Annotated in this window: 21 protein-coding genes; 8 read left to right on the top strand and 13 right to left on the bottom strand. The window is 63.5% G+C overall.

The window, feature by feature from the left end; translation table 11 throughout:
* Nucleotides 1-56: 56 nt before the first annotated feature.
* Nucleotides 57-983, bottom strand: a complete 927-nt coding sequence (locus ACQPYR_RS42560; RefSeq protein ID WP_433625745.1) for a hypothetical protein — start codon at nt 981-983, stop codon at nt 57-59.
* 291 nt (nt 984-1,274) lie between these two features.
* Here ACQPYR_RS42560 and ACQPYR_RS42555 point away from each other — a divergent pair, with 291 nt between their 5' ends.
* Nucleotides 1,275-1,547 (top strand): helix-turn-helix domain-containing protein, encoded by a 273-nt coding sequence (locus tag ACQPYR_RS42555; protein WP_433625742.1) that lies wholly within the window; start codon nt 1,275-1,277, stop codon nt 1,545-1,547.
* Nucleotides 1,548-1,756: 209 nt separating this feature from the next.
* On the opposite strand, the gene ACQPYR_RS42550 is transcribed toward ACQPYR_RS42555, so the two are convergent.
* The 9 genes from ACQPYR_RS42550 to rpsF all read right to left on the bottom strand — a co-directional run bounded on the left by ACQPYR_RS42550 (nt 1,757) and on the right by rpsF (nt 12,765).
* Nucleotides 1,757-4,372, bottom strand: coding sequence for a TniQ family protein (locus ACQPYR_RS42550; protein WP_433625740.1), 2,616 nt, complete (start codon nt 4,370-4,372; stop codon nt 1,757-1,759).
* Nucleotides 4,369-5,475, bottom strand: a complete 1,107-nt coding sequence (locus tag ACQPYR_RS42545; protein ID WP_433635412.1) for an ATP-binding protein — start codon at nt 5,473-5,475, stop codon at nt 4,369-4,371. The genes ACQPYR_RS42550 and ACQPYR_RS42545 overlap by 4 nt, the downstream gene beginning before the upstream one ends.
* A gap of 2 nt (nt 5,476-5,477) precedes the next feature.
* Nucleotides 5,478-7,652 (bottom strand): helix-turn-helix domain-containing protein, encoded by a 2,175-nt coding sequence (locus ACQPYR_RS42540; RefSeq protein ID WP_433625737.1) that lies wholly within the window; start codon nt 7,650-7,652, stop codon nt 5,478-5,480.
* On the bottom strand, nt 7,649-8,383 hold the full coding sequence (locus ACQPYR_RS42535) for a TnsA-like heteromeric transposase endonuclease subunit (protein WP_433625734.1): 735 nt from the start codon (nt 8,381-8,383) through the stop codon (nt 7,649-7,651). The genes ACQPYR_RS42540 and ACQPYR_RS42535 overlap by 4 nt, the downstream gene beginning before the upstream one ends.
* 169 nt (nt 8,384-8,552) lie before the next feature.
* On the bottom strand, nt 8,553-10,292 hold the full coding sequence (gene dnaB, locus ACQPYR_RS42530; protein WP_433635411.1) for a replicative DNA helicase: 1,740 nt from the start codon (nt 10,290-10,292) through the stop codon (nt 8,553-8,555).
* 789 nt (nt 10,293-11,081) lie between these two features.
* Nucleotides 11,082-11,534, bottom strand: a complete 453-nt coding sequence (rplI, locus tag ACQPYR_RS42525; protein ID WP_387286879.1) for a 50S ribosomal protein L9 — start codon at nt 11,532-11,534, stop codon at nt 11,082-11,084.
* A 16-nt stretch (nt 11,535-11,550) separates the two neighbouring features.
* Nucleotides 11,551-11,802 carry a 30S ribosomal protein S18 gene (gene rpsR / locus ACQPYR_RS42520; protein WP_040697505.1) on the bottom strand — a complete coding sequence of 84 codons (252 nt, stop codon included), beginning with the start codon at nt 11,800-11,802 and terminating at the stop codon, nt 11,551-11,553.
* A gap of 55 nt (nt 11,803-11,857) precedes the next feature.
* On the bottom strand, nt 11,858-12,394 hold the full coding sequence (locus ACQPYR_RS42515) for a single-stranded DNA-binding protein (RefSeq protein WP_357473651.1): 537 nt from the start codon (nt 12,392-12,394) through the stop codon (nt 11,858-11,860).
* A gap of 83 nt (nt 12,395-12,477) precedes the next feature.
* Nucleotides 12,478-12,765 carry a 30S ribosomal protein S6 gene (gene rpsF / locus ACQPYR_RS42510; protein WP_040697500.1) on the bottom strand — a complete coding sequence of 96 codons (288 nt, stop codon included), beginning with the start codon at nt 12,763-12,765 and terminating at the stop codon, nt 12,478-12,480.
* 193 nt (nt 12,766-12,958) lie between these two features.
* Here rpsF and ACQPYR_RS42505 point away from each other — a divergent pair, with 193 nt between their 5' ends.
* Nucleotides 12,959-14,350 carry a hypothetical protein gene (locus tag ACQPYR_RS42505; protein ID WP_433625731.1) on the top strand — a complete coding sequence of 464 codons (1,392 nt, stop codon included), beginning with the start codon at nt 12,959-12,961 and terminating at the stop codon, nt 14,348-14,350.
* 10 nt (nt 14,351-14,360) lie between these two features.
* Here the strand turns inward: ACQPYR_RS42505 and ACQPYR_RS42500 are convergent, their stop codons facing one another.
* Nucleotides 14,361-14,897 (bottom strand): CGNR zinc finger domain-containing protein, encoded by a 537-nt coding sequence (locus ACQPYR_RS42500; protein ID WP_433625728.1) that lies wholly within the window; start codon nt 14,895-14,897, stop codon nt 14,361-14,363.
* Between the two features lie 88 nt (nt 14,898-14,985).
* On the opposite strand from ACQPYR_RS42500, the gene ACQPYR_RS42495 reads away from it, so the two are divergent.
* Nucleotides 14,986-15,915, top strand: coding sequence for a DMT family transporter (locus tag ACQPYR_RS42495; RefSeq protein ID WP_433625725.1), 930 nt, complete (start codon nt 14,986-14,988; stop codon nt 15,913-15,915).
* A gap of 114 nt (nt 15,916-16,029) precedes the next feature.
* Here the strand turns inward: ACQPYR_RS42495 and ACQPYR_RS42490 are convergent, their stop codons facing one another.
* Complete coding sequence (locus ACQPYR_RS42490; RefSeq protein ID WP_433625722.1) at nt 16,030-17,139, bottom strand: DUF475 domain-containing protein; 1,110 nt, start codon at nt 17,137-17,139, stop codon at nt 16,030-16,032.
* A gap of 245 nt (nt 17,140-17,384) precedes the next feature.
* The gene (locus ACQPYR_RS42485) at nt 17,385-17,960 is read right to left on the bottom strand and encodes a TerD family protein (protein ID WP_063042648.1); all 576 of its coding nucleotides are present in this window, start codon (nt 17,958-17,960) and stop codon (nt 17,385-17,387) included.
* A gap of 144 nt (nt 17,961-18,104) precedes the next feature.
* On the opposite strand from ACQPYR_RS42485, the gene ACQPYR_RS42480 reads away from it, so the two are divergent.
* The 5 genes from ACQPYR_RS42480 to ACQPYR_RS42460 are packed head-to-tail and all read left to right on the top strand — an operon-like array spanning nt 18,105 to nt 24,027.
* The gene (locus ACQPYR_RS42480; RefSeq protein ID WP_433625720.1) at nt 18,105-19,322 is read left to right on the top strand and encodes a hypothetical protein; all 1,218 of its coding nucleotides are present in this window, start codon (nt 18,105-18,107) and stop codon (nt 19,320-19,322) included.
* Nucleotides 19,323-19,371: 49 nt separating this feature from the next.
* The gene (locus tag ACQPYR_RS42475; RefSeq protein ID WP_433625717.1) at nt 19,372-20,583 is read left to right on the top strand and encodes an HpcH/HpaI aldolase/citrate lyase family protein; all 1,212 of its coding nucleotides are present in this window, start codon (nt 19,372-19,374) and stop codon (nt 20,581-20,583) included.
* Nucleotides 20,580-22,007, top strand: a complete 1,428-nt coding sequence (locus ACQPYR_RS42470; protein ID WP_433625714.1) for a phosphoribosyltransferase family protein — start codon at nt 20,580-20,582, stop codon at nt 22,005-22,007. The genes ACQPYR_RS42475 and ACQPYR_RS42470 overlap by 4 nt, the downstream gene beginning before the upstream one ends.
* A complete protein-coding gene (locus ACQPYR_RS42465) occupies nt 22,004-23,167 on the top strand; it encodes a cysteine protease StiP family protein (RefSeq protein WP_433625711.1) in 1,164 nt (387 codons plus the stop codon). The genes ACQPYR_RS42470 and ACQPYR_RS42465 overlap by 4 nt, the downstream gene beginning before the upstream one ends.
* The gene (locus tag ACQPYR_RS42460) at nt 23,167-24,027 is read left to right on the top strand and encodes an HAD family hydrolase (RefSeq protein ID WP_433625709.1); all 861 of its coding nucleotides are present in this window, start codon (nt 23,167-23,169) and stop codon (nt 24,025-24,027) included. Before ACQPYR_RS42465 ends, ACQPYR_RS42460 begins: the two co-directional genes overlap by 1 nt.
* Nucleotides 24,028-24,121: the final 94 nt, after the last annotated feature.

Here is a 24,121-nt window from a genome sequence, read left to right as displayed (position 1 = left end):
TCACCCGGACCGAAATCATGGGGTCAGGTCAGTCTCCCTGACTTCAGCTATCGAGTTCATTCACTCGGTTCTCCGCTTGGCCGACCGCTACCACCGCGCCGCTTTGCTTTCAGGTCAGCTCGGTGGCGGGCTTCGGTCTCAGCGCGGCTGCCGCGGCGCAGGCAGCCCCCGTCATCGAGGCGTATCCACTCGTGGGTGGCCAACCAGAGCTGTTGTGCCTGAGCATCAATGGTATTGAAGAAGAGGGGAACGCCCTTCGGGTCGGTTGCCGAAGCGGCGATGTCGGCCCAAGTCGGGCTGCGACGGTCATTGAGCCGGCGGTACATCCCGATGAACAGAGCAACACGCAAGCCGACGATCTCCGGCGACATTCGTGAGACGTGGTCGCCGTAGAAGCGGACGTAGAAGCGGCGGCCGGGACACAACGAGCGTGCGGTCCGATTCGATGCAAGCCATCCTGTCCGGTGCAGCATGGCGAAGGCGGTCTGGCCTACCGGTTTGAACGGCGGTGTGTTGCCCAGACGGGAGGCCCACCACTTGGTGGCCGCATCGAAGGCCCATGCTTGCTGCCATGTCGGACCGTGATTGTGGTCGATCCGGTGTAATGCCACGGCCGAGGACAATTCCGCGCCGAGCGAGTCGCTTTCGGCGCGCAAGATCTGCGTGGCGTGTGCGATCTGCTCGTCGTAGTCCCTCCGTCGCGTCGTGTTCCGGCTGCTGTGAGAGCTGCACGACAGGGCATCGACCGCCTCAGCTGTCGGAACCTGTTTGGCTCGAAGCAGATTGAGGACGATCTGAGTCCGCTCAGCTGAAGAGTCCAGATCCAGAGGACGCCGCGCTCCGAACCCGTATCGGGCCGGTGCGATCGCTCGAGACAGCTGTATGGCGGCCGTTCGGTTGCCAGCCAAGTCCGTTGTCGCTAGCCATGTTTTGGCCTCGGCAGCGATGCCTTCGGCCGCGCCCTTCACGATCGATTTCGACAACTGCATTCCTTCCGGTCGTTCGAGCACCTGATGACAGTGATGGGCGATGACCTCTCGCCCCGAGTAAGCGATGCTTCACAGCGTGGCAGCCCCCACTTCCCGCGAGTCGTATTTAACCCAGCGTGTCACCTATATCTACATGCAGTTTGTATCGCGTGCGATATACTCGCGTCTGAAGCACGTCTCGTTCCGCGCGGCTGATGCGGGGCTGGGCCGGATTTGGCGTGCGATGATGCGGCCATGCCCGTACCGGAAGCCTCGCTGTCTCCGCAACAAAGGAAGGTGCGCAAGATGAGGCGGGACGCGGTAGGCGCCGCGATTCGTCGAGCCCGTGAGGCGGCGAATATGAACCAAGACGAGTTGGCCGTCGCCTCCGGCGTATCGAGACCCGTGATCGCCCGCATCGAGCTGGGCAACAGCAGTGTGCAGATCGACCGACTGTGGGACCTGGCGGAAGCACTGGCAACGACACCGTCAGCGCTGCTTGCCGACGCCGAACAGCACCTGTCGACCAATTCGGGGACAAGACGCGGCCCGACCAAGCGAGTCAGCCAGTCGGAATAGCCTGCTTGTAGAAATCCGTTGGCCAAGGTTGCTTCGCCGCAGCTTTGCGGCTACGCCAAGGTGTCTACACCTGCCCGTCCGGTCGCTCCGTCGGCAGATCGAACATCCGGCAGTAATGGCCCTGGTCATACCAGCGAGCCAGGTACCCGCTCCCAGACGACCAGACATCGGCCCAACGATCAGGATAGTCCTGCGATCGAAAGTCAAAGTCACTGACCAGAAGCAACTCTGATCGCTGCCAGTATTTCCTCTCCGAGAGTTGTGGTCGTCATTGGCCGGTTGCGTTCGGCGCGGTTGAGGAGCGGACCACCGAGTTCTCGTTCGAGCCGGTTGATTTGGGTGACGAGAGCCGCTTTGCCGACGCCGAGTTCTTCGGCGGCGATGGTGAGTGTGGGATACCGGCAGGCCGCAGCGAAGCGTTGCAGGCGTTCCCAGCCACCGATACCAGTGAGCGTCGGCTGAAGGTTGATCGGTGCGTCCGCTGCTGCCATATTCGCGTCGAGGCTTGCGCTGTGGCTGGGTCCGCCTCTCGGCCGGAGCGGAATCTCGTGATGCTTGGCCCAGCGGGCCATGTTGGCGGTGCTCATGCCAGTGTCGCGGGCTAGGTCGGGCAGCGTTCTGCGCTGGTTGACGTATTGGTCGTAGAGCCAATCGCGGTCGATGTGGATCCTGGCGTGGTGGTGCGGTTCGCGCAGCGGGATGTCGTAGTCGTGGGCCAGGCGTGCCAGGGTCTTCCGGCTGACCCCCACGCCAGCAGCGATCTCGCGCAGGCTGATTCGCTGCTGTTGGTACAGCACGATGAATGTTTCACGAGAAAGAGCGGATCGCGCCACCATATAGGCGCGCCCCTGGGCTCTGGCTTCGTGAGCGGTCGCCGGCTGGCGTGCTGGTGCGGGGTGAATCTCCAACAGGTGCCGGACGGTGTCCAACGTGGTGCCAAGCACGTCTGCAACCGCGCCGAGGGACCGATCCTCTTGGCGCACGAGCCGATGCAGCTTGTCGATGTCGACGCGTTTTGGGTCGGGTATGGGCAGCCGGAGATCGTCTAGCAATGCGATGGGTGGTTGCCAGGAGGGGGGTTCGTCGTGGATGTGTTGGTGGGCAAGGAAGTCCGCTGCATATTCATGCAATGCAGTGGCGAGTTCTGGAGTGAGGTGCTGCGGGAAATCGGCAGTTCTGGTGCGAAATAGATTCTGATCCACCGCGTCAGGCGCAGCACTGGCGGGCATGCCGCTGAGTCGTTCGAACAGGAAGCACCGTGCGACTCGTGCACGGCTTGCACCCTGGCCGGGCGTGCCGGCGCCACGGCATATCTGTCGCCAAACGGAGTCAGGGAGGAGATCGGTGTAGTCCAGGGTCCGTCGTCTGCGGTAGTCGATCGGGATCTCGGTGTCGGCCAGATAATCCGACATCCGCGTCAGCGCATCCTGGAAAAGCGGCCAGTCGCTGTGGTTTTCGAACATCGCCACCACTCGTGAGATGCCCTGATGATCGATCGGGCTGTTGAGGACCTCGGCTGCCTCTTGTAGCCGCAGGCGAGTACCAATCAGCAGCAGGACGGCTGAGACTGCCAGGCGGAGCTGATGCTGATGGCATCCGGGCAGCGCCAGCGGTAGTGACCAGGGCTCCCACAACATCGTCGGGGTTCGTCGGACAAGTTGTTGACTGCGGGAGGAACGCGTTGCGGGGCGTCCCGGCATGGACGACGCCGTTCGATAACGGAGCTGCTCACTGGGTCTCAGCAACGGGGCCAATGCGGCCAATTGCACTGCGGTGAGGGTGGGACTTGTCCCTTGTCCCCACCCGATATTGGTCGCGTTGACGGCCCGTCCGCGCTCGCGAGCATCGATGATCAACCACCGGAGGGCATCGCCCGCAGTGCCGATGCTTGGTTTTGTCAGCGCGGCCAAGGCGGCCGTGACGCCGACGGCGGCGGTGGCAGCACGAGCCGGTGCTACGAGCCCCGGCCTCCGAGCTTGTCGGGGATCTGCCGCCGGGGTGGGCCGTTCCCTGGCGGTTTCACCGTGTGCAGCGAGCAGATCGGCTGGGAGGACTCGGGAGAGGCTGTCGCCCGAGCCATAGGCCAGCACGCGGCCGGCGACTGCCCGGATATCAGCGAGCGCGGTGACCGTGGGCCGCGGGCTAGTCGCGTAGATACCGAACTCCGCTGTGCCGGCATCGATGACGTCGTAGACGGTTCGCTGCGCGCAGAGGACCGGATGATCGGCAGGGAAGCGGGTCACGGGAGTGGCGGTCAGATCGGTGCCGCAGCGCTTGAGCGCGCGCCCGGTTGTGCCGTGCCCTGGCTTGTTGCAATGTCCGGGCATGGGGACCACGTCACCTGGCATCGTGCGCAAACGTGGTCGTTGGCCGCAGCCGGGGCAATGATCAACAAGTAGGCACTGGTGACGCGCGCAGACGAAGGACCACCCCAACCGCCAGGACAATTGCCAACGTCCGCCGGTGTCGGCGAGACAACCCGGGCAGTATCGCGAACCCCTACCACGGCCCCAGGGAAACGTTCGGAGGACTTTCCGGCTACGAGTGTCGATACTTACGGCGGCTTCATCGAAGCGGGCCAACGTCATCGCAGCGATGCTGGTGGCGGCAATACCGGTAGCGGTGGCGATCGCCGCAGTTTCTTGTGGGCGCAGTTTGAACACCCAGTTGCTGGACTGAGCGGTACTGGCTTTCAGCAGTCCCACCGCGGTCAACAGATCGGCCCAGGCGGTGTGAGATCGGGCAGCGACGGCTTCCAACCAGGAGTCCAGCGCCTCACCAGGGACCGGTGCTACCCGGATCGGCAGGGTGCGGATCTCGGTCATCCGAACTTGCTGGTCCGGGTCGTGAGCCTTCCAGAGTCGAATGCCATGTCCAGCTCCCGGCGGGCCTTGTCTGATGCGGCGTCGCTCTTTACCCGATCCAACAGCTCTCGATCCACACATTCGACACCAGTGCGGACCGCACGTTGGCAACCGCGGTTGAGCAGGGTCATCAGCGAACCGATATGTCCGGTCGATCGGGCGAACAAGTAGTCCGACAGGTCGTTGACGAGCATGCCGGGATGCTTGTCCGCCAGCACGATTCGCTTCTCCAGAGCGAGCAGCAGTTGCCGCCATTCACGACGGCCATCCACGGTATCGATCGTGAACGGACGCATATCCAAAGACGTTGTGCGGCGTCCGGTTTGGGCGATCACCGCGTCCTGGTAACTGGAACCTTCCGAGAACAGACCACGCGCGGCCAACCCGACACCGACGAAGATCAGGGTGACCGGGAATTCGTTGGCGATGTATTTGAAGTGGTTACTGATCTCGACTCCGGCGGTGTTACGCCACCGCAGGAAGTGCAGGTCATCGACGATCAGGATGCGGGTCTCACAGGCCAGAACGCAGTCCATAGCCCGGTGTGCGAAGTGTGCAGCGTTGCCGCGGGAGGCGCCAGGATGGGCGAAGAACGACAGCATCGCGCGGTTGAACTCGACCATCCCGGTGTTGCCAGTCAGCCCGACCCGGCAGACCGGCCAACGTTCGTGTCCCGCACGGGTTTTTGTGCCCTCCGCTTTGATTTCGCGGCTATGGAACTCCTTGGCGAACGCCAGCACCGAGGTGGTCTTGCCGAGACCCGGGAAGGCATCGATCGCCACGGCGCCCTTAGCCTTGTCACCGTCCTGAAGGTTGCTGTCGACGATGTCCCATAGGTCCTCGTGCAGTTCCTCCAACTGTGGCGTTTTGATTGGACCGATGTTGGCGTGCCATTCCCGGCGTTGCCGGTTGTAGGTCTCTAATGCATTCTCGCTCAACGCTTTCAGTGCACGGCGAGACAGCAGTTCCGGGGGAATGCGGGGCGGGGTGTCGACGAACTGTTGCCACCCTTCCTTCCGCGACAGTGTGAGATTGTCCAGCCGGGCCTCGGCCCTTGCTCGGATGGTCACACATCCTCCAGCGCGTCAGCGTAGAACGAATCCTCGTCAAAATCGTCGGTGCCGTCATCGAAATCGTCGTCGTCGTCATCGCCGCCCTCGGGATCCGGCTCAGTTGATGGCGCTGGTTTGACGCCGACAGGATCGGTATTCCCAGCCGTGGTAGCCAGCACCTTGGCCACCGACGGCAGCCTCGTCACTTCGTCGTCGTCGGGAACTTCGTTGAGGAAGGTTGCCTCGCGCGACAGGCGAAGCGCCATTCGGCGCTCGGCTACCGAGGAGCCGAGTCCAAGATTCCAGCGCTCCAGGAGGTTTGCGACCGCAAGTCGATCATCGGGATAGGTGTATTTTGTCGCGGCCAGCTGTCTGGCAAACTTCAGCGCATCCTCGCTGAACGGCGTCGTCGCTGCCGCGGCGTGCTCCCAGACCAGTGTCTCCCAGTTACCATTCTCCGGATTCCGGAAGTAGGCGCGGGTGATGTCGTCAGGGTCGTAGTGGATCGGCCAGCCCTCTTTGACTTTGCTGATGTAGGGGCTCGGCTTACCAACGAGCCCGCTCAATACCTCGCCCTTGCCCTTGTAGCGGCGTCCCCCGAACTCGACTCCGTAGTGCTGGATGGTGCGCCACACGACCTTCAGAAATTCATAGGCCAGGTTCGGGTCCCTCGGCACCTCGATGTAACCGGCGCGGGCCAAGCCGTGTTCGAACATGGCGACGGGCGACATCCGCAATCCGGGAAGACGCGGGTCAACCAGACTCGCATGCGGACGATGGTGGTAGACCACCCCGATCCATTCCTGGATGATCGCTTCCAACTCATCCAGGAAGAAGAACGCCTCCGACTCCGGATCAAGCCCACGGGAGTGAACATCCGGACCCTTGTAGCCCGGCAACGCTTGCAGCAAATCCTCTCGCAATGTACGGAAGAACCGCTCAACCGGCCCCTTGTCGCGGCCTGTGCGCAGCCGTGCGGGCTGGATGGAGATGCCCATCCGCTGACAGACACTCGTCAAATGCTCGGAGATGTAGATCTTGCCGTGATCGATCACGATCGTCTCGGGGACGATCGCCGGATGAGCCGCGCCCCTCCACGGGCCGTCGATGGCATCGGTCTCCACCAAAACCGATCGAGGAATCCCATGCTCGGGCCAGACCGCGTGTTTCGGCCAGTCCTTGCCAGCCGGACGAGGACGGAACGACTGATATAGCGTCGCCGCTGCGTCGACCGATTTCGTCGACACCGGAGTGATTCGGACGCCGACGATGCAGCGTGTGTACCAGTCCATCGCGACGGTGAGTTCCGCTTGCACCCACCTCAGCGTTACCGGATCCAATGCGAACACGTCCAAACGGGTGGTGTCCATCAGCAGATACTCACCCGGGCGGGTCGGTCGTAGCTTTCCATAGGCCTCGCCAGGGCGAGAGGCAATGTCACGGTTTCGCTTGGTGCTCAGCCGAAACAGGGGGTGTTGCCGCTCCAGTTCCTCCAGCACACGAAAGGCTGTGGCCCGTGCAGGAAGTTTCACGACGTCCGGTCCGAACCGTGCAATCACGCGCGCGTTCGCCCTATCAATCACCATCGTCCGGGACGGGCGTGATTGGTCGGTATGTTCGGCCATGACCTCCAGCGCCGTCTCCACCCACCGCTCATCCGTACGAGTCCGGGCTACCTTGCGGCCGCTGGCTCGCCGTGGAACCAACCCCGCCTCGCCGTCGGCGCGATAGTTCGACACCCACTGCTTAACCGTCCGGTCGGTGACGCCCAACTCAGCTGCCTTCGCGTCATATCGACTCGTCAAAGGCAATTGTGGATCGAATTGAGGTCTCGGCTCGCCGGGTGCTGCCAACTCCGCAGAACCTGATCGGAACCCGGTGAGTACCTCACGAACATGCGCGGCCCGGTCAAGGACCGTGTCTCGATCCGCATCGGCTAGCGCAGACAGGACGACAGCCGCAACATCGTCCGGATCGTCTGCCGACGGCCCCGGACCGTCCGGGATGATGCGGGCTTTGTCCGAATCCAGCAACTCTCGCAGCGAGACTCGGATGATTTGTTTACCCGGTCCCAGACGGATCGTCACCGACAGCACTGCGGAAGTCGCTGCCATCTCGACGATCTCGCCGTACTCGCCGTCATAGAGGAGTCGTGTACCGACTCCAACCTGCACGCCGACGCCCGTCATACTGCGGCTCGTGTCAAGACCAGGCGAGAGCTCAGCGGTTGGCCGGGATCAACCATGAAGTGCTGGGTCCACAAGAGGTGCAGAATCGCCGAACGAACCAGTGGCGCGGGCCAATCCGCCACTACCGAACATGCCTCTGCAAGCGTGATCCCATCGACAACACCGTTGCGCAAGGTGTTGAGCAGTGTTGTCGGAAACAACCATTCGCGACGGTAACCTGCCAGGAAGCGCACATTCTCGAGTATTACGGGGTCGGGTTCGCTGGATACCTGATACCGCCACCCCAAACCTTCGACCAGCTCGCGTGTCCAAGCGAACGTCGACTTCACCGACGGCTTGGCCAAGCGCTCACGCGGCTTCACGTCGACAACGATTGGGCCGCCGTTGGTGAGCAGTAGATAGTCAGGAATGTGCCGCCGCTGCTTGCCCGCAACGATCGTTGTGATCAAGAACGGCTGGGCTGCAATACGTTTCACCATTGGATCGAAATCGGCCAGCAACAGGCAGGACAGCTCGAGACGCGACTCGTAGATGACATGACCGGATTCCGTTGCCGACCAGTAGGTTCCCGAGTAGTGCTTCTGGCCGTTACGCCATCGGAACGTTCGCCATGGCACAGCCTCGACCACTCGGTCACCCGTCAAGCGATCCCACAGGAATCGGTCCACCCGCTCACCGCCGGGTTGACGCAGAGACACTTTGGTCGACGCCTTCATCACCGTTCTGCCCATCCCGCCGTCGCCTTCATCGACCTGTTGGGTTTGGGACGACAGCCTGCCACGCAAGCGATCCGCGCGGTGAGCGTTTCGGCGAGATCGTCTCAGAGTGGCTTCATTTAGGAAGTCGGCATGAAGTTGTTCGTGAGATTATGAAACGTCAAGTGAGACCCTACATCTCAGGCTAGCCGCGAGCCATATCCACAAACCGACTCAAATGCAGTTGGTGCGCAACGGTAATCGTGGCAGTCGGCCCATTACGGTGCTTGCCTACGATCAGATCGGCTTCACCACCACGCGGATCATCCCGCTCGAATGCGTCGGGTCGATGCAACAGAATGACCATGTCCGCATCTTGTTCGAGTGAACCGGATTCGCGCAGGTCGGATACCATGGGCCGCTTATCGGTTCGCTGTTCCGGACCACGGTTCAGCTGACTGATGGCGATTACCGGGACTTCGAGTTCCTTGGCGAGCAGCTTCAGATTTCGGGAGAAATCCGAGACTTCTTGCTGTCGGGATTCGACCTTCTTACCCGAGGTCATCAGCTGGAGGTAGTCCACCACAACGAGTTTCAGGTCGTGGCGTTGTTTCAACCGCCGTGCTTTGGCACGAATCTCCATCATGGTGAGGTTCGGCGAATCGTCGACGAACAGTGGTGCCTCACTGATCTCGCTCATTCGGCGCGCCAGTTTGGTCCAGTCGTCGTCGCTCATCCGACCTGAACGCATATCGCCTAACTTGATTTTCGCCTCTGCGGAGAGCAGACGCATCACGATCTCGGTGCGGCTCATCTCCAGCGAGAAGATGACGCTCGCCAGACCGTGTTTGATCGAGCAGCTGCGCATGAAGTCCATACCGAGCGTCGAGTTGTGCGTCGGCACCATCGACTCGCCGGCGAGATACAGGTGGTCGGCGTTGTCCACCTCGACGCATCGCACGGGGACGGTATCGATCTTTCGCACATCCACGATGTGTCGGGCGTTCGAACGAGCCGTGGTCGGCACGAGATGGTTCGGGCTGTTGTCCGTGAGATGCACGCTGTGGACGATTTCGCCGGTTGTGCGTACGGCGGCGACGCGAGCACCAGCTGACCCGGCAATGGTGAGCCACTGATGTTGCTCATCGGCGACGATCACGGTGCCGTCGGAGAATTCGACCTCGTAGCACGGCCTTTCGGCCAGCACCTCGGTGGCCGCGACGACGCGGGTCGGGCGGCCCGCGGTGTCAAGGAGTTCATCGCCGACTCGGACTTCGCCCATGGTGGTCCAGCCGGACGGGGTGGGCAGGGGAGTGTCCAGGGCGAGGGCCTTGCCGACGCCGGGGCGGGCGGCGACGATGATCATTTGGCCGGGGTGCAGGCCGTTGGTGAGTTCGTCGAGTTCGGTGAAACCGGTTGGGACGCCGAGGGAGATGCCGCCGCGGGAGGCGATGGAGTCGATTTCGTCCATCGTCGGCTGCAGGAGTTCCTCGAGGGGGAGGAAGTCTTCGGTGGTGCGCCGCTCGGTGACCTCGTAGACCTCGGCCTGGGCGCGGTCGACGACCTCGGCGATGTCCTGGCCGTCGGCGCCCGCGTATCCGTATTGGACGATGCGGGTGCCTGCCTCGACGAGGCGGCGCAGAATCGCCTTCTCGGCAACGATTTCGGCGTAGTAGCCCGCATTGGCGGCGGTGGGGACGGTCTGGGTGAGGGTGACCAGATAGGGCGGGCCGCCGATGCGCTTGAGTTCGCCGCGGCGGTCCAGGCCCGCGGCGACGGTGACCGGGTCGGCGGGTTCGCCGCGGCCGTAGAGATCGAGAATGGTGTCGTAGACCGCTTGGTGGGCGGGGCGGTAGAAATCGCCCGGGCGCAGCACCTCGACGACGTCGGCGATCGCGTCCTTGCTCAGCAGCATGCCGCCGAGCACGGACTGCTCGGCCGCCATATCGTGCGGGGGCTGCCTGCCGAAGTCCTCACCGGGCGGTTCGGGCGGATAGTCCGTATGCCCGCGGTCATCGGTGGTGGTCACCAGACTCGACCGTCCTCTCTCGCCACATGCAGGCCGCTCGAAAACGCCTACCCGCCGACCCTATTGATCATTCGTTGTACTCCCGGGCTCCGACACATTCGGCAGCGCACCGCGGTCGAGTGACCTCATCAGAGGGTCTCACCTGCGGTTCCAGCAAACCACCGCGGCAGGTGCCGAATCATGCCGTTCCGGGTGGTGCGTGCATGATGCTGCGACGAACCTAGGCGACCGGGAGGGCAGTCACCAAACCGCAATGTGCACACACCTGTGGATAAGTTGGGGACTGTTTACCTGGTGTTGTGCACCCCCTGTGTACAACTTGGGGAAAACCCAGGTCACGCCGTTCAAACTCGCTGATAGATATCGATTTCTTGATCTATCCACGTGTGGATGAATCCAGTGCGGCGTGTCGGTCTAGTTGAACAGCCGGGCGTGTTGGAGGTAAACAGCGTGTTCCGCGGCTATGGCGTAGATCACATTGCATCCGGTTGGTTTTCTTGGCGATCCACAAGCTGAATAACCGGTGGTAGAGCCGATAGCAGCGGGGTGTCGAGAATGGTCCAGATCACCGTTTCGACCTATTCGCAAACAATTGGCTATTTCAGCGAAAGGCATAACTCACCCAGGCCCGACCAATATGGGATCGATGCCGCACAGTCGAAAGCCACCCTTGTGCCGGAACACAAGAGTGGCCTTCGAATGAACTCAGTTAGCCGCGACCTGCAGGTCGAACTTCGCGACGACATCGGGGTGCAGGTGCACCACGACGTTGTGCTTGCCGACCGACTTGATGTGCGACTTCGGCAGCTCGATGCTGCGCTTGTCGACGACCGGCCCGCCGGCCGTCTTGATGGCGGCGGCGACGTCGGACTGGGTGACCGAACCGAACAGCTTGCCGGTGCCGGCGGTCTTGACCGACAGCGAAACCGCCGCCAGGCCCTCGATGGCCTGCTTCAGCTCGTTGGCGTGATCCAGGTCGCGCACCTTGCGCGCGTCCTGCGCCCGACGGATGCCCTCGACCTGCTTCTGCGCGCCACGGGTGGCCACGATCGCCAGGCCGCGGGGCAGCAGGTAGTTGCGGCCGTAGCCGTCCTTGACCTCCACGGTGTCACCGGGGGCACCGAGGTTGTCCACATCAGCAGTAAGAATCAACTTCATTGCGATGCCTCCCTTCTCAGCGAGCCGTCGACACGTAGGGCAGCAGGGCCACCTCACGCGAGTTCTTCACGGCAACGGCGACGTCGCGCTGGTGCTGCACGCAGTTGCCGGTGACCCGGCGAGCGCGGATCTTGCCGCGATCACTGACGTACTTCCGCAGCAGGGCGGTGTCCTTGTAATCGATATTGACGGTGCCGGACTTGGCTTCCTTGCAGAAGGTGCAAGCCTTCTTCTTCAGCACCTTTTCGCGCGCGGGCGCTTTAGGCATGGTTACTCCGTAATCAATGATGGCTCAGTAAAATTCGAGCCGATGTGAGCCGTTCTCAGAACGGCGGTTCGTCGTCTACGCGGCTGCCCCCGAAGGAGCCCGCCGCGGGTGCGCTGCCCCACGGGTCGTCGTCGGCGCCGCCGGAACGGCTGCCGCCACCACCACCGGCCGGAGCGAAGTTGCCACCGCCGCCACCGGAACCGAAGCCGCCGCCGCCCCCGCCGCCACGACTGGCCTTGGCGACCTTCGCGGTGGCGTAGCGCAGCGAGGGCCCGACCTCGTCGACCTCGAGCTCGACGACCGTGCGCTTCTCACCCTCGCGGGTTTCGTAAGAGCGCTGCTTCAGTCGTCCGCTCACGATCACACGGGCGCCTCGGGTCAGGCTTTCGGCGACATTCTCCGCAGCTTCACGCCAGATGTTGCAGCGCAGGAAAAGCGCTTCGCCGTCTTTCCATTCATTCGAATTACGGTCGAACACGCGGGGAGTCGATGCGACGGTGAAATTCGCCACCGCCGCGCCCGCGGGCGTGAATCGAAGTTCGGGATCGGCCGTCAAGTTTCCGATGACGGTGATGACCGTGTCGCCTGCCATGTGGTTCCTCCTGCTCGGTATGCAGTCCGCAGTGCACTCGCTTTGCGCTAGAGCCTAGAGACAGGCACCGACGCAATCGAGAGTCACTTGCCGTGGCGCAGAACCTTGGTGCGCAGCACCGACTCGTTGAGACCCAGCTGGCGGTCGAGCTCGCTCACCGTGGCGGGCTCGGCGGTCAGATCGACCACGGCGTAGATGCCTTCGGCCTGCTTGGCGATCTCGTAGGCGAGCCGGCGGCGGCCCCAGATGTCGACCTTGTCGACCTTGCCGCCATCGGTCTTGACGACGCTCAGCATGTTGTCCAGCGACGGACCAACAGTGCGCTCGTCCAGGCTCGGATCGAGGATGACCATCACTTCGTAATGACGCACGGACCAATCACCTCCTGTGGACTAGGAAACGGCCACGGACGGTCCGTGGCAGGAGGGTCGTTGCGTCAGCAACCCGACAAGGCTACATGAACGCCCGTTGAGCAGCGAAATCGATGCCTGAGGCAGTGCCCGTATGGTCATTGGTGGGGGGAAGCACGGGCGTCGTCGCACGGTGCGGCCTAGGGTGGTGCCCATGCCGACCGGACTCGCCACCCGCGACAGGATCGTCGGGGGAGTGACGCGCAGCGCGGCCTTGGCCGCGGTGGTGGTGTTGCTGTGCGGGCTGACGCTGGCGCTGGCATATGCGAACAAGGCTCGGTGCGCGGGTGCGCCGTTCGCCGAGAACGGTCGCAGTGCCGTCTTCGATGTGATCAAGGATTCGGACGTCTGTTATTCCGATATCCAATTCCTGTGGCTCGGTCGCGATATCGATCAGCACGTCTTTCCCTACATCGATGGCGGCATCACCGCTGACGGCACGCTGACCGGTGGCGCGGTCGAATATCCGGTGCTCAGCGGCGTGCTGATGTGGCTCGGTGCGGTCGGCGCCGATAACGACGCGGAATTCCTGCTGCATTCGGCATTGCTGTTGGCGCCGTTCGCCTTGTTGACCGCCTGGCTGCTGGTCCGGCTGGCCGGGCGGGCGGCGCTGCTGTGGGCGGCAGGGCCGCCGCTTGTGCTCTACGCCTTCCACAACTGGGAGCTGCCCGTGGTCTGCACGGCGGTCGCCGCGGTGTACGTGGTGACCGCGCTGACCCGATATTCGCTGCGTACCAGGGGAATTCTGGCCGCCGTGCTGCTCGGCATCGGGTTCTGTCTCAAGCTGTATCCGGGCATCTTCGTGCTGCCGTTGCTGGCTTATGTGCTCACCGGCGGTCAGCGCGGTATGGATGATCCGGCGCCGACTCGATTCGATGTGCGCGGTGCGCTGCAGACCGCCGCGGCGGCCGTCGGCACGGTGGTCGTGGTGAATCTGCCGTTCGCGCTTGCCGGTTACGAAGGCTGGCGCGCATCGATCACCTTCCAGCAATTGCGCCAGGCCGATATCACCACGAATTCCATTTGGTACTGGGGACTTCGGCAGCTTTTCGGTCAGGACGCCGCCGGGGAGAGCGCATTTCAGCATGCGGTATCGATTGCCTCGCCGACTCTGGTACTGACCTCCTTCGCGCTGGCGATGTGGTTGGGCTGGAAGCGATTCACGATGACCGGCACCTTCCCGTGGATCGGGGTCAGCGGCGCGATGCTGTGCGGATTCCTGCTGTTCCACAAGGTGCATTCGCCGCAGTACACGCTGTGGTTGGTGCCGTTCATGGTGCTGCTCGAGGTGCCGTGGGCGGCGATCGGCACGTATCTGATCGCCGACGCCGCGATCGGAATCGGCGTATTCCGGTATTTCTATTCGATCGGAACCGGAAATTCGGTGGATTCGATGGAGAACGTCGTGCAATTCGGCGTCTGGGGACGTGCCGCGCTGCTCGTGGTGTTCTTCTTCCTGTTCGTGCGTGCGATACCGCGCGGATTCCGGCCCGAACCGCCGCGGATACCCCGATTCGAACCCGGCAGCCTGGTTCCGGTGGGCTAGCACGAACCGGTCAGTCGGCGTGTCTGGCGCGGAACGCGGCACTTTTGGCGCGGTTGCCGCAGATGGTCATATCGCACCAGCGGCGTGACTTACCGCGTGAGGTATCGAGGTACAGCCGCGTGCATTCGGCGCGGCCGCATTGCTTGATCAACCCTCGCTCCGGCCCGCCGAGCATTTCGATCGCGGACCGGGCGATCGCGGCGAGTGCGGCGTCCGGGTCGCCGTGGCGGGTGATCGTCGCATCGGCTCGCAAAGTTAGTCGGGGGAGTTCACCGCCCGCCAGTTCGTTGACGATCTTGCGGTCCGCATCCGCGAACGGCTCGTCGCGGGTCGCGGCCAGGGCCAGTCGGTAGCCCGCCTCGCGCAGTCGCACGGCTCGGTCGAGTGTTGCCGCATCGCAGTGAGGGGTGGTGTCGAGGAGGTCGGCGGCGAGCAGCCATTCGTCCAGATCCGCCGGGGTGGTGAGTAAATCGTCGAACGTCGTGGCACGGGCCTTGACCGTGCCTGCGAAGTCCAGGGCGAGGTTACCGCTCACGAAGGCGAACACCCTCTGATAGTAACCACCTTGACAGGTTACGTACAAAGATGCGACGGTTGGTAACCGCCTCAGATGGTTATGGCCTGTAGGAGTGGAAGTGAAGACGCAGCTCTTGGACCCGCTGTTCCGAGCGACCGACAAGCCCTCCCTAGCGGCAGGCATGCAACCACTGTTCGTCGTGCTGTGGAGCAGCGCCTTCATCGCCGGGGTCATCGGTGTCGGTGCGGCACCGCCGATGATGGTGCTGTTCGCGCGCTTCGCCATCGCCGCGGTCCTGCTCGCGGTGTACGCCACCGTGATTCGCGCGACTTGGCCGAGCGCAGGCCAGCTCAAACATGTCGTCATCGCGGGTCTGCTGATGCAGATCGTGCAGTTCGGCGCGTTCTACACGGCGATGAGCCTGCATGTTTCGGCAGCCATCATCGCCCTTGTGCAGGGACTCAATCCGGTCGTCATCGCTTTGCTGGCCGGATTCATCGGCGAAACCGTCACGGCGCGACAGTGGTTCGGCTTCGGCATCGGTGGTGTCGGCGTCGGCTTGGCCGTACTCGACCAATCGAGCATGTCGCTGATCGGCCTGCTGCTGTGCGTGATCGGTTTGCTCGGCCTCAGTGTCGGCACGATCTACCAGAAACGCTTCGTACCGCAGGTCGATTCGCGTGCCACCACCGCCATCCACATGGCCGCGAGCGCGCCGATCACGGGCGTATTGGCTTGGGGCACTGGCCAATTGCACATCTGGGATGCGACGCGATTCGCGGAATCGCTCACCTGGATGGTGCTGGTCAATTCAATGGTCGCATTCCTGCTGCTGAACGCGATGCTGAAGCGTTGGGAGGCAACGCGAGTCGGGCGTCTGTTCTTCGCGACTCCCGCGGTCACCGCCGTGCTGGCCTGGCTGTTCATCGATCAGCCGCTGCGGCCCCTCGCCGCCGCCGGACTCGGTGTCGGACTGATCGGCATGGTATTTGCCTCGCGCCGCCCGACGCCCGGAGTCGATCAGCGGCAGCCGGTGCCCGTGCGCTGAATTACTTCTTGGCGGCGTGCCGGCGGAGTTTCGCTCGCCATTCCCCCTCGGGAAAAGAGAAGCGGCAGCGACCGAAGCCGCTGCCGCTCGAGTTCTTCGGCTACCCGCCGGAATTCAGGCTACCGGGGTGACCTCGCGGGCGCTCTCCACTTCGTCGGTGTCCTCGCGCCGATTCCGAATGATGCTGGTAATGAACGCCGCGCCGATGAACGCCACGCCGACGAGACCGGTGACGATCTCGTTGATGTGCACGCCGATCGAGACGAACAGGATGACCGCCAGCGCGCCGATCGCCCAGTGCGCGCCGTGCTCGAGGTACACGTACTCCGACAGCGTGCCCTTGCGCACCAGGTACACGGTGATCGAACGAACGAACATGGCGCCGATCAGACCGAGGCCGAGCGCGATGATGATCGGGTCGGAGGTGATGGCGAAGGCGCCGATGACACCGTCGAAGGAGAACGACGCGTCGAGCACCTCGAGGTACAGGAACAGGAAGAACGCCGCCTTGCCCGCGGCTTTGACCAGCTGGGACGGACCGCCGTCCGCGGATTCCTCGAACTCCTCGGTGTGGAACAGCGAACCGAGTCCGTCGACCACGATGTAGGTGATCATGCCGAGCAGACCGGCGACCAGAACGGTGGCGCGCTCTTCGTCGCCCGCGATGAACTCCGCGGTGAACACCAGGCCGACACTCGCGACGACCACCGAGAGCATGTCCAGCTTGCCGAGCTGGGCCAGCGGCTTCTCCAGCCAGGACAGCCAGGTGATTTCGCGCTCTTCGAAGATGAAGTTCAGGAACAGCAGCAGCAGGAACATGCCGCCGAACGCGGCGATCTGCGGATGCGCGTCGGTGAGCAACTTCTCGTAGCTGGGGCTGCCGTCCGCGAAGACCAGCGCGTCATCGGCGGGCGGGTTCAGCGCCAGGTCGAACGCCTTGACCGGGTTCAGGCCCGCGGTGATCCAGACGATCGCCAACGGGAAGACCAACCGCATGCCGAAGACGGCGATGATCACGCCGACGGTGAGGAAGATCCGCTGCCAGAACTCGTTCATCCGCTCGAGCACGGTGGCGTTGATGACCGCATTGTCGAACGACAGCGAGACCTCGAGCACACCGAGGATGGCGGCCAGGGCCAGTGCTGTCGGCCCGCCATACAGGAATGCCACGACGAGCGATACCACCGTGACAACGATGGACATGCCGAATATGCGCAGGACCACGCGGAGACCCTTTCCGTGCGGCGGTCGAATGTCTGTCCGAGCGCGCCTTTGCCGATGTAACCCGAGGGCCGTACAACCCGCGGTCGCGATGATGGTTCCAGCGTGGTCGCGGAACCGTCGATTGTCCAACGGAGCGGCGAGTCGAATCGTTCCGTGGACATGCGAGCAGGGGGCTCGTCGCCGAGCCCCCTGCTGATCCTTTCGAGCGACCTGCGAGCAGTCGCTACGGGAGAGACCAGTACGTCTTAGACGTTCACACCGTAGTCACGGGCGATCCCCGCCAGACCCGAGGCGTAGCCCTGGCCGATGGCGCGGAACTTCCACTCGGCGCCGTTGCGGTACAGCTCGCCGAAGACCATGGCCGTCTCGGTCGAGGCGTCCTCGGACAGGTCGTAGCGAGCCAGCTCGGTGCCGTTGGCCTGGTCGACAACGCGGATGTAGGCGTTGCGAACCTGGCCGAAGGACTGCTGCCGGGTGTCCGCGTCGTAGATCGAGACCGGGAAGAAGATGCTCTCGATGGTCGGCGGGGTGTTGGCGAGGTCGACCTTGATCACCTCGTCATCGCCTTCGCCCTCACCGGTCAGGTTGTCGCCGAGGTGCTCGATGCTGCCCTCGGGCGACTTGAGGTTGTTGAAGAAGATGAAGTGCTTGTCGGACACGACCTTCTTGTCCCCACCGGTCGCGATCGCACTGGCATCCAGATCGAAGTCGGTGCCGGTGGTCGTACGAATATCCCACCCGAGCCCGACGGAGACAGCGGTAAGGTTCGGCGCTGCCTTCGTCAACGAGACATTGCCGCCCTTGGACAGACTGACACCCATGCGGGGTTCCCTTTCAATAGACGTCTGTGGTTCCCAGCATTGTCCGAATCGCCGGGTACGCCTTACGACAGTAGTAGGTTTCGGCAATCTTGCGTAGGAACTGGTGTATCCCCGGCGAACTAGTCCACCGCCTAACATCGGGGCGTGGCAGGCCGTAGGCGTGGATGGTTCCGGTCGTCCGGGAACAACGAATGGATTGCACAGGCCCGGTCGACGCTGGCGGCCGCGTTCCTGGATATGGATCGGCGCCAGAGCGCGGCCGAGGCGGCGGTGCACGCCTGCGAACAGGTGTTTCCCGAGCGACGGATGAGCGCGAAATGGGAACCCGTGCGCAGCAGATGCTACGACGCCGCAGGCGCATATCTGACGTTCACCGAGGAACTGGATAACGCCGAACGCGACGACACGCCGATGCCACAGGGACAACCGCGGGTGGACACCCTGGTGCGGCAGCTGACCGACGCGGCCCGTGCCGTCGACGAGTTCTATCTCGGTAATCAGTCCGAGCTCGAACATGCCGTCGCGGTGCTCGGCACGGTGCCGCAATTCGCGCAGCAAGTGAAGGTCGCGGCGGCGGGTGTGCGCAGGCAGGCCGCCGAATCCGAATATGGCGGCTACCCTTCGGTGCGCCAGTACGCGGCGGCGGTGGATGAGTCGCTGCTCACACTCGAGGCGCTCGGTTCCGAGGCACCCGCGGCCAATGTCCGGGAGGCCGCCAACCGCCTGGAATCGGCGACGAAAGCGCTGGCAGAAGCGTTGGCGCAAGCGCCATCTCGGACCGCGGCCGCGGCCAATGCCATTACCTCGGTGACCACCAGATCGGCGGCGGTCCACACCCGCGGCGAACGGGTGGCACCGGCCTACTCGGAGTTGCTCCGCGAGTTCAATGCTGCGAGTTCGGCGGATCTGGCTAACAATGGGCCGGAAAGCAAAAAGGCCATCGATGCCGCGGATGCCGCCCTGGTGCGGGCACGTGCGGCGGCGGCCGAAAACAATCCGGAGTCTGCACTTGATCTGACCACATCCGCACGGGGGCACCTCACCGAGGCCGAACACTTGATCGACGCCGTCACCAAACGGCTGACATTGCTGCGCGAGGTCCGTGAGAATCCGCAAGAGAAGGCCAAAGCCGTACGATTTCGGCTGCGGGACGCGCAAATGCTCGCAGTGAGCCGCGGACTCGTCGGGGAATGGGGATCTGTGCTCGATGCACAGGCGGACCGGATAGATCGAATCACCGAAAGCCTGTCGGGGCGGCACCCCGACTACTGGGCCTATGTGACCGAATTGGATAAAGCCGCGGAGTTCGTAGCCGGGGTAGTGGATCGAATGAGAAAGCAAGCAGGACCACGACGAGAATGAGGCCAGGATTTATGCGGCCACCGCCATCAGGGATGAGGACAGCGAAGCGATGACCGCGGGCATCGTCGTCCAGCAACGGGTTTCCCTGCGAAAGCAATTGCCGCTGCGCCATTTTCGCCAGCTGCACGGCCCGGAGGCGCGGCACCTGTTCCATAGACAACCGGAACCGTTCGGCGAGGATGCCGACCGGGAAATTCTGGCGTTCGCGCTCGGCGCCACGCTGTATGCGCCGGCGACCCGGGCCGACCTTGCCCTGACGATCAGTAAGCGTGCCGCGCGCGGTGTGTGTTCGATGGTCATCGATCTCGAGGACGCGGTCGCCGATCACGAGGTGGAATTCGCCAAACGGCAGACCGTCGCGACGCTGAATCTGCTCGCCGACAGCGAGGATCCGAATCCGCTGCTGTTCGTCCGCGTTCGGGACGCGGATACCGTGACCGAAATCGTCGAGCAACTCGGCACCGGGGCGGTGGCACTGACCGGCTTTGTCTTCCCGAAATTCGACAGGGCGAGCGGTCCGAAATATCTCGCCGCGCTCGAGGCGGCCGCCGAGCGGTTGGGCAGGCCCGTATACGGCATGCCGGTGCTCGAATCGCCTGCGCTGGTGCATCGCGAGAGCCGGGATCAGGAGCTGACCCAGATTGCGGCGCTGTTGGCCGAGCACCGGGAGCGGATACTCGCGGTGCGCATCGGTGCGACGGATATGTGCTCGACCTTCGGCATTCGGCGGGACCGGGATCTGACCATCTACGACGTGCGGGTGGTCGCGGATGTCATCGCCGATATCGTGAACTACCTGGGGCGTTCGGACGGTACCGGTTTCGTGATCACCGGACCGGTCTGGGAATACTTCGCCGACCACGAGCGGATGTTCCGGCCGCTGCTGCGGACCGCGCCGTTCGAGGAATCCGATGCGGTGCCGTTCCGGCGTTATCTGGTCAGTCGCGATCTGGACGGGCTACTGCGCGAGATCACACTCGACCGGGCCAATGGGATCCAGGGCAAGACGGTGATCCATCCGTCGCATGTCGCGGCCGTGCATGCGCTGTCGGTGGTGACGCACGAGGAGTATTCGGATGCGCTCGACATCCTGCAGGTCGATGTCGGCGGGGTGGCCGCATCCGGATATCGGAACAAGATGAACGAGATGCGGCCGCATCGCAGTTGGGCGCGCCAGACGCTGCTGCGGGCTCGTGTTTTCGGTGTCGCGAATAAGGGCGTTTCGTTCGTGGATCTATTGACGGCGTTGGTGACCGAGTGAGCATTGATCCTTGGGCGACAACGAATTTGGGTATCGAGTTGCGGCACGAGCGTTCGCATGGCGGCGAATCGGTGGGTGTGCTGCCCGCCGAATTGCCCATCGCCACATTGATTCAGCCGGGGTTGCGGCGTAATCCACGTCGTGCGCACCTCCTGGTTTCGACCGTGCTCGGGAAGCATCTGCCGACCGATCCGCGGGTGGTTCTCGGCGCGGGCAATCGGCTGGGCGATCTGGTGCGTGACGCACTGGGCGATCGCGCGGCCGTGGTGCTCGGATTCGCCGAGACCGCAACGGGTTTGGGGCATTGTGTGGCGGCGCGGATCGGGGCCGGATGCTATCTGCATTCGACCCGTCGCGAGGTGCCCGACGCGACCACCTTGACCGGCTTCGAGGAGGGGCATTCGCACGCCACCTCGCATCTGCTGCAGCCCGCACCCGCGGATATCTTCGTCAACGATCTGCCGCTGGTGCTCGTCGACGACGAGATCTCCACCGGTGATACGGCGATCGATGCGGTTCGGGCATTGCACGCGTTTTCGCCGCGGTCGCATTACGTGCTGGCGTCGCTGGTGGATATGCGGACCGAGGGCGATCGGGCGCGGTTCGCGGCGGCGGCCGCGGAGTTGGGTGCGCGGATCGACACGGTGTGTCTGGCGTCCGGTCGCACCATGCTGCCCGAGGATCTGGTCGAGACGGTGTCGGCTATGCCTGATCCGGTCTTGAATCCGACCGCGGCGCGACGCGGTTCGTTCGATCGAGTCGAGTTGCCGTGGCCTGCTTCGGTTCCCGAAGGCGGTCGGCACGGGATTCTGCGATCGGATACCGATGCGTTCGAGGCGGCGTTGGTGCGGGCCGCCGAGGCGCTGCGGGTTCGACTTGCTGATGATTTCGCTGGTCGGCCCGCGATTGTGCTCGGGCATGAAGAGCTGATGTATCTGCCGTTGCGTTTGGCGGCCGAGCTGGCCGATGCCGGGATTCCGACGCGGTTTCAGACGACGACTCGCTCGCCTGCATATGTGCTCGATGAGCCGGGATATCCGTTGCGGCGTGGGTTCCGGTTCGTTGCGCCCGAAGCCGGCGAGACGCAACCGCGTTATCTGTACAACGCGCACTGGATCGAGGATGCGTTGTCCGAACTCGTTACGCGCGACGACGGCGCGGCACCGGACGATCGTGCGCGTGCGACCGAAGTGGATGATTCGGCGCTGACCGGGACTGCTACCTCGGTGCGGTCACTCGAAGTCGATCCGATTCTGGTCGTTGTCATCGACACACCTGCCGATACCGATGAACTGCTAGCCGAAGGCGGTCTGATCGATGTGCTGACCGCATCCGGCGACGATGTCGTGCTGGCAGTGCTGCCGGGTGCGGATCCGCGGCTTTTGCATGCCGAACGCACCGATGCCGAACCGAGGGTGTTATGAGGTCGAACGCTGTGCCGGAATCGAATATCTCTCCACAATCGGCCTTGGAACTTCCGGTTCCGCTGCATGGACCGACCTTCGGATCGTATGCGGCCGAAGAGGTCTCGTGGCTGCTGAAGGATCTGTCCGAGGTCGACCTCGAGGCCGATGTGGCCGAGCGGGAACGCCGGATCCAGTCCGGTGCCGCGCATTACGCGGAATCGCTGCCGATCGAATATCAACCCGATGCCGCATATCGCTCACTGTTCGACGAGGTATTGGCCGAGAGTGCCGAGCGCCTCGCGCTCGCCGTTGCGACGGTATCCGAACTCGTTGTCGCCGAACGCGGTACCGATATCGTGCTGGTCTCGCTGGCGCGTGCGGGTACGCCCATCGGGATTCTCATGCGGCGCTGGTTGCGTTCTCGAAGTCTCGACGTGCCGCATTACGCGGTATCGATCGTGCGCGATCGCGGTATCGACGCTGTCGCCCTGGATTACCTTGCTCGCAACCATGATCCGGCCTCGGTCGTGTTCGTGGACGGCTGGACCGGCAAGGGTGCCATCACTCGCGAACTCACCGAAGCGCTGGACTCCTACCACGCCGCGGGCGGCGCCAGATTCAATGACGAACTCGCCGTGCTCGCCGATCCGGGACATTGCGTGCGCACCTACGGCACCCGAGACGACTTCCTGATCGCCTCCGCCTGCCTGAATTCGACGGTCTCCGGGCTGATTTCGCGCACCGTGCTCAATGACACGCTGATCGGACCCGGCGATTTCCACGGCGCGAAGTTCTATCGCGAGCTGGCAGCCGACGATGTCTCCGGTCGCCTGCTCGACACGGTGACCACCGCCTTCGACGCGGTCCGGGATCGTGTGCCCGCCGAACTGGCCGCCGTTCGCGCCGACGACCGGACACCGACCTGGACCGGCTGGGCCTCGGTCGACAAGGTGCGCGAGGAATACGGCGTCGCCAGTGTGAATTTCGTGAAACCGGGCGTCGGTGAGACGACCCGGGTATTGCTGCGGCGGCTGCCGTGGCGGGTGCTGGTGCGTGTGGCGGACGCACCGGAACACGCGCATATCCGTCTGCTCGCCGCGGCCCGCGGCGTTCCGGTCGAGGTCGTACCCGACCTGGCCTATTCGTGCATGGGATTGATCAAGGACGTACAGCAGTAATGCATCTGAGAAAACTACGAAGACAGGCTCTGATCGCTACCGATCTCGACCGAACGATGATCTACTCGCGCAACGCTTTCCACGCCGCGACCGATGTGCCGACGGTTTGTGTGGAACACCTCGAGGGCGCGCCACTGTCGTTCATGACGACAACCGCCGCCCTGCGAATGCAGACCCTGACCGAACCCGCCGCCGTCATTCCCACCACCACGCGGACCATCAAGCAGTTCGAACGTATCCAATTACCCGGGGCTCCTTGGCGATACGCGATTACCAGCAACGGCGGGAACATCCTGGTCGACGGCGTGCCGGATATGCGCTGGCGCATCGATATCGACGCGCAAGTGCGGGCCGGTGGCGCGACGCTTTCGGAGGTGAACACCGAATTGCGTGCTCGGATCGATGATTCCTGGGTCACCAAGTTCCGGGTCGCCGATCATCTGTTCACCTACCTGGTGGTCAAGCCCAAGGAAGTACCCGACGGCTTCCTCGCCGAATGGGATGCCTGGTGCCGCCCGCGCGGCTGGTCCGTCTCCCAGCAGGGCCGCAAGATCTACACGATGCCCCTGGCCGTTTGTAAGAGTCATGCGGTGCGCGAAGTCCGTCGCCGCTTGGTCGAAAACGGTGAACTCACCGCCGCAGCGATGACCCTTGCCGCAGGTGACGGCGCTCTCGACGCCGAAATGCTGCGGACCGCGGACTCCGCGATCCGTCCGCGCCACGGCGAACTCGAACAACTCAACTGGACTCACCCCAACCTGACCATCACCCGCGCCTCCGGAATTCTCGCGGGCGAGGAGATCATCAACTGGTTCTTGACTTCCTCCCCGCGGCTAAAGACAGGGGATTCCAACCGGTAAGAGTTGGGGTTCCGCTTCACAGACCGCCCAACAGCGCCGACCCTTGCCTTGACACCGGCGACAAGGTTTAGCGTTGCCCCCGACGGGTCGTGAA

Source organism: Nocardia sp. CA-120079, assembly GCF_050955745.1.
In the GTDB taxonomy this organism is placed as follows: domain Bacteria; phylum Actinomycetota; class Actinomycetes; order Mycobacteriales; family Mycobacteriaceae; genus Nocardia.
The sequence above is the reverse complement of the archived record's forward strand: the minus strand, read 5'-3'. Positions and strand labels throughout refer to the sequence as shown.

Coding starts and splice junctions, on each gene's coding strand:
- ACQPYR_RS42485 (WP_063042648.1), bottom strand. CDS start 17,960: ATGGGTGTCAGTCTGTCCAAGGGCGGCAATGTCTCGTTGACGAAGGCA.
- ACQPYR_RS42550 (WP_433625740.1), bottom strand. CDS start 4,372: ATGACCGAGATCCGCACCCTGCCGATCCGGGTAGCACCGGTCCCTGGT.
- ACQPYR_RS42505 (WP_433625731.1), top strand. CDS start 12,959: ATGCCGACCGGACTCGCCACCCGCGACAGGATCGTCGGGGGAGTGACG.
- dnaB (WP_433635411.1), bottom strand. CDS start 10,292: ATGGCGGCCGAGCAGTCCGTGCTCGGCGGCATGCTGCTGAGCAAGGAC.
- ACQPYR_RS42475 (WP_433625717.1), top strand. CDS start 19,372: ATGACCGCGGGCATCGTCGTCCAGCAACGGGTTTCCCTGCGAAAGCAA.
- ACQPYR_RS42555 (WP_433625742.1), top strand. CDS start 1,275: ATGAGGCGGGACGCGGTAGGCGCCGCGATTCGTCGAGCCCGTGAGGCG.
- ACQPYR_RS42465 (WP_433625711.1), top strand. CDS start 22,004: ATGAGGTCGAACGCTGTGCCGGAATCGAATATCTCTCCACAATCGGCC.
- ACQPYR_RS42535 (WP_433625734.1), bottom strand. CDS start 8,383: ATGGGCAGAACGGTGATGAAGGCGTCGACCAAAGTGTCTCTGCGTCAA.
- ACQPYR_RS42515 (WP_357473651.1), bottom strand. CDS start 12,394: ATGGCAGGCGACACGGTCATCACCGTCATCGGAAACTTGACGGCCGAT.
- rplI (WP_387286879.1), bottom strand. CDS start 11,534: ATGAAGTTGATTCTTACTGCTGATGTGGACAACCTCGGTGCCCCCGGT.
- ACQPYR_RS42460 (WP_433625709.1), top strand. CDS start 23,167: ATGCATCTGAGAAAACTACGAAGACAGGCTCTGATCGCTACCGATCTC.
- rpsR (WP_040697505.1), bottom strand. CDS start 11,802: ATGCCTAAAGCGCCCGCGCGCGAAAAGGTGCTGAAGAAGAAGGCTTGC.
- ACQPYR_RS42540 (WP_433625737.1), bottom strand. CDS start 7,652: ATGACGGGCGTCGGCGTGCAGGTTGGAGTCGGTACACGACTCCTCTAT.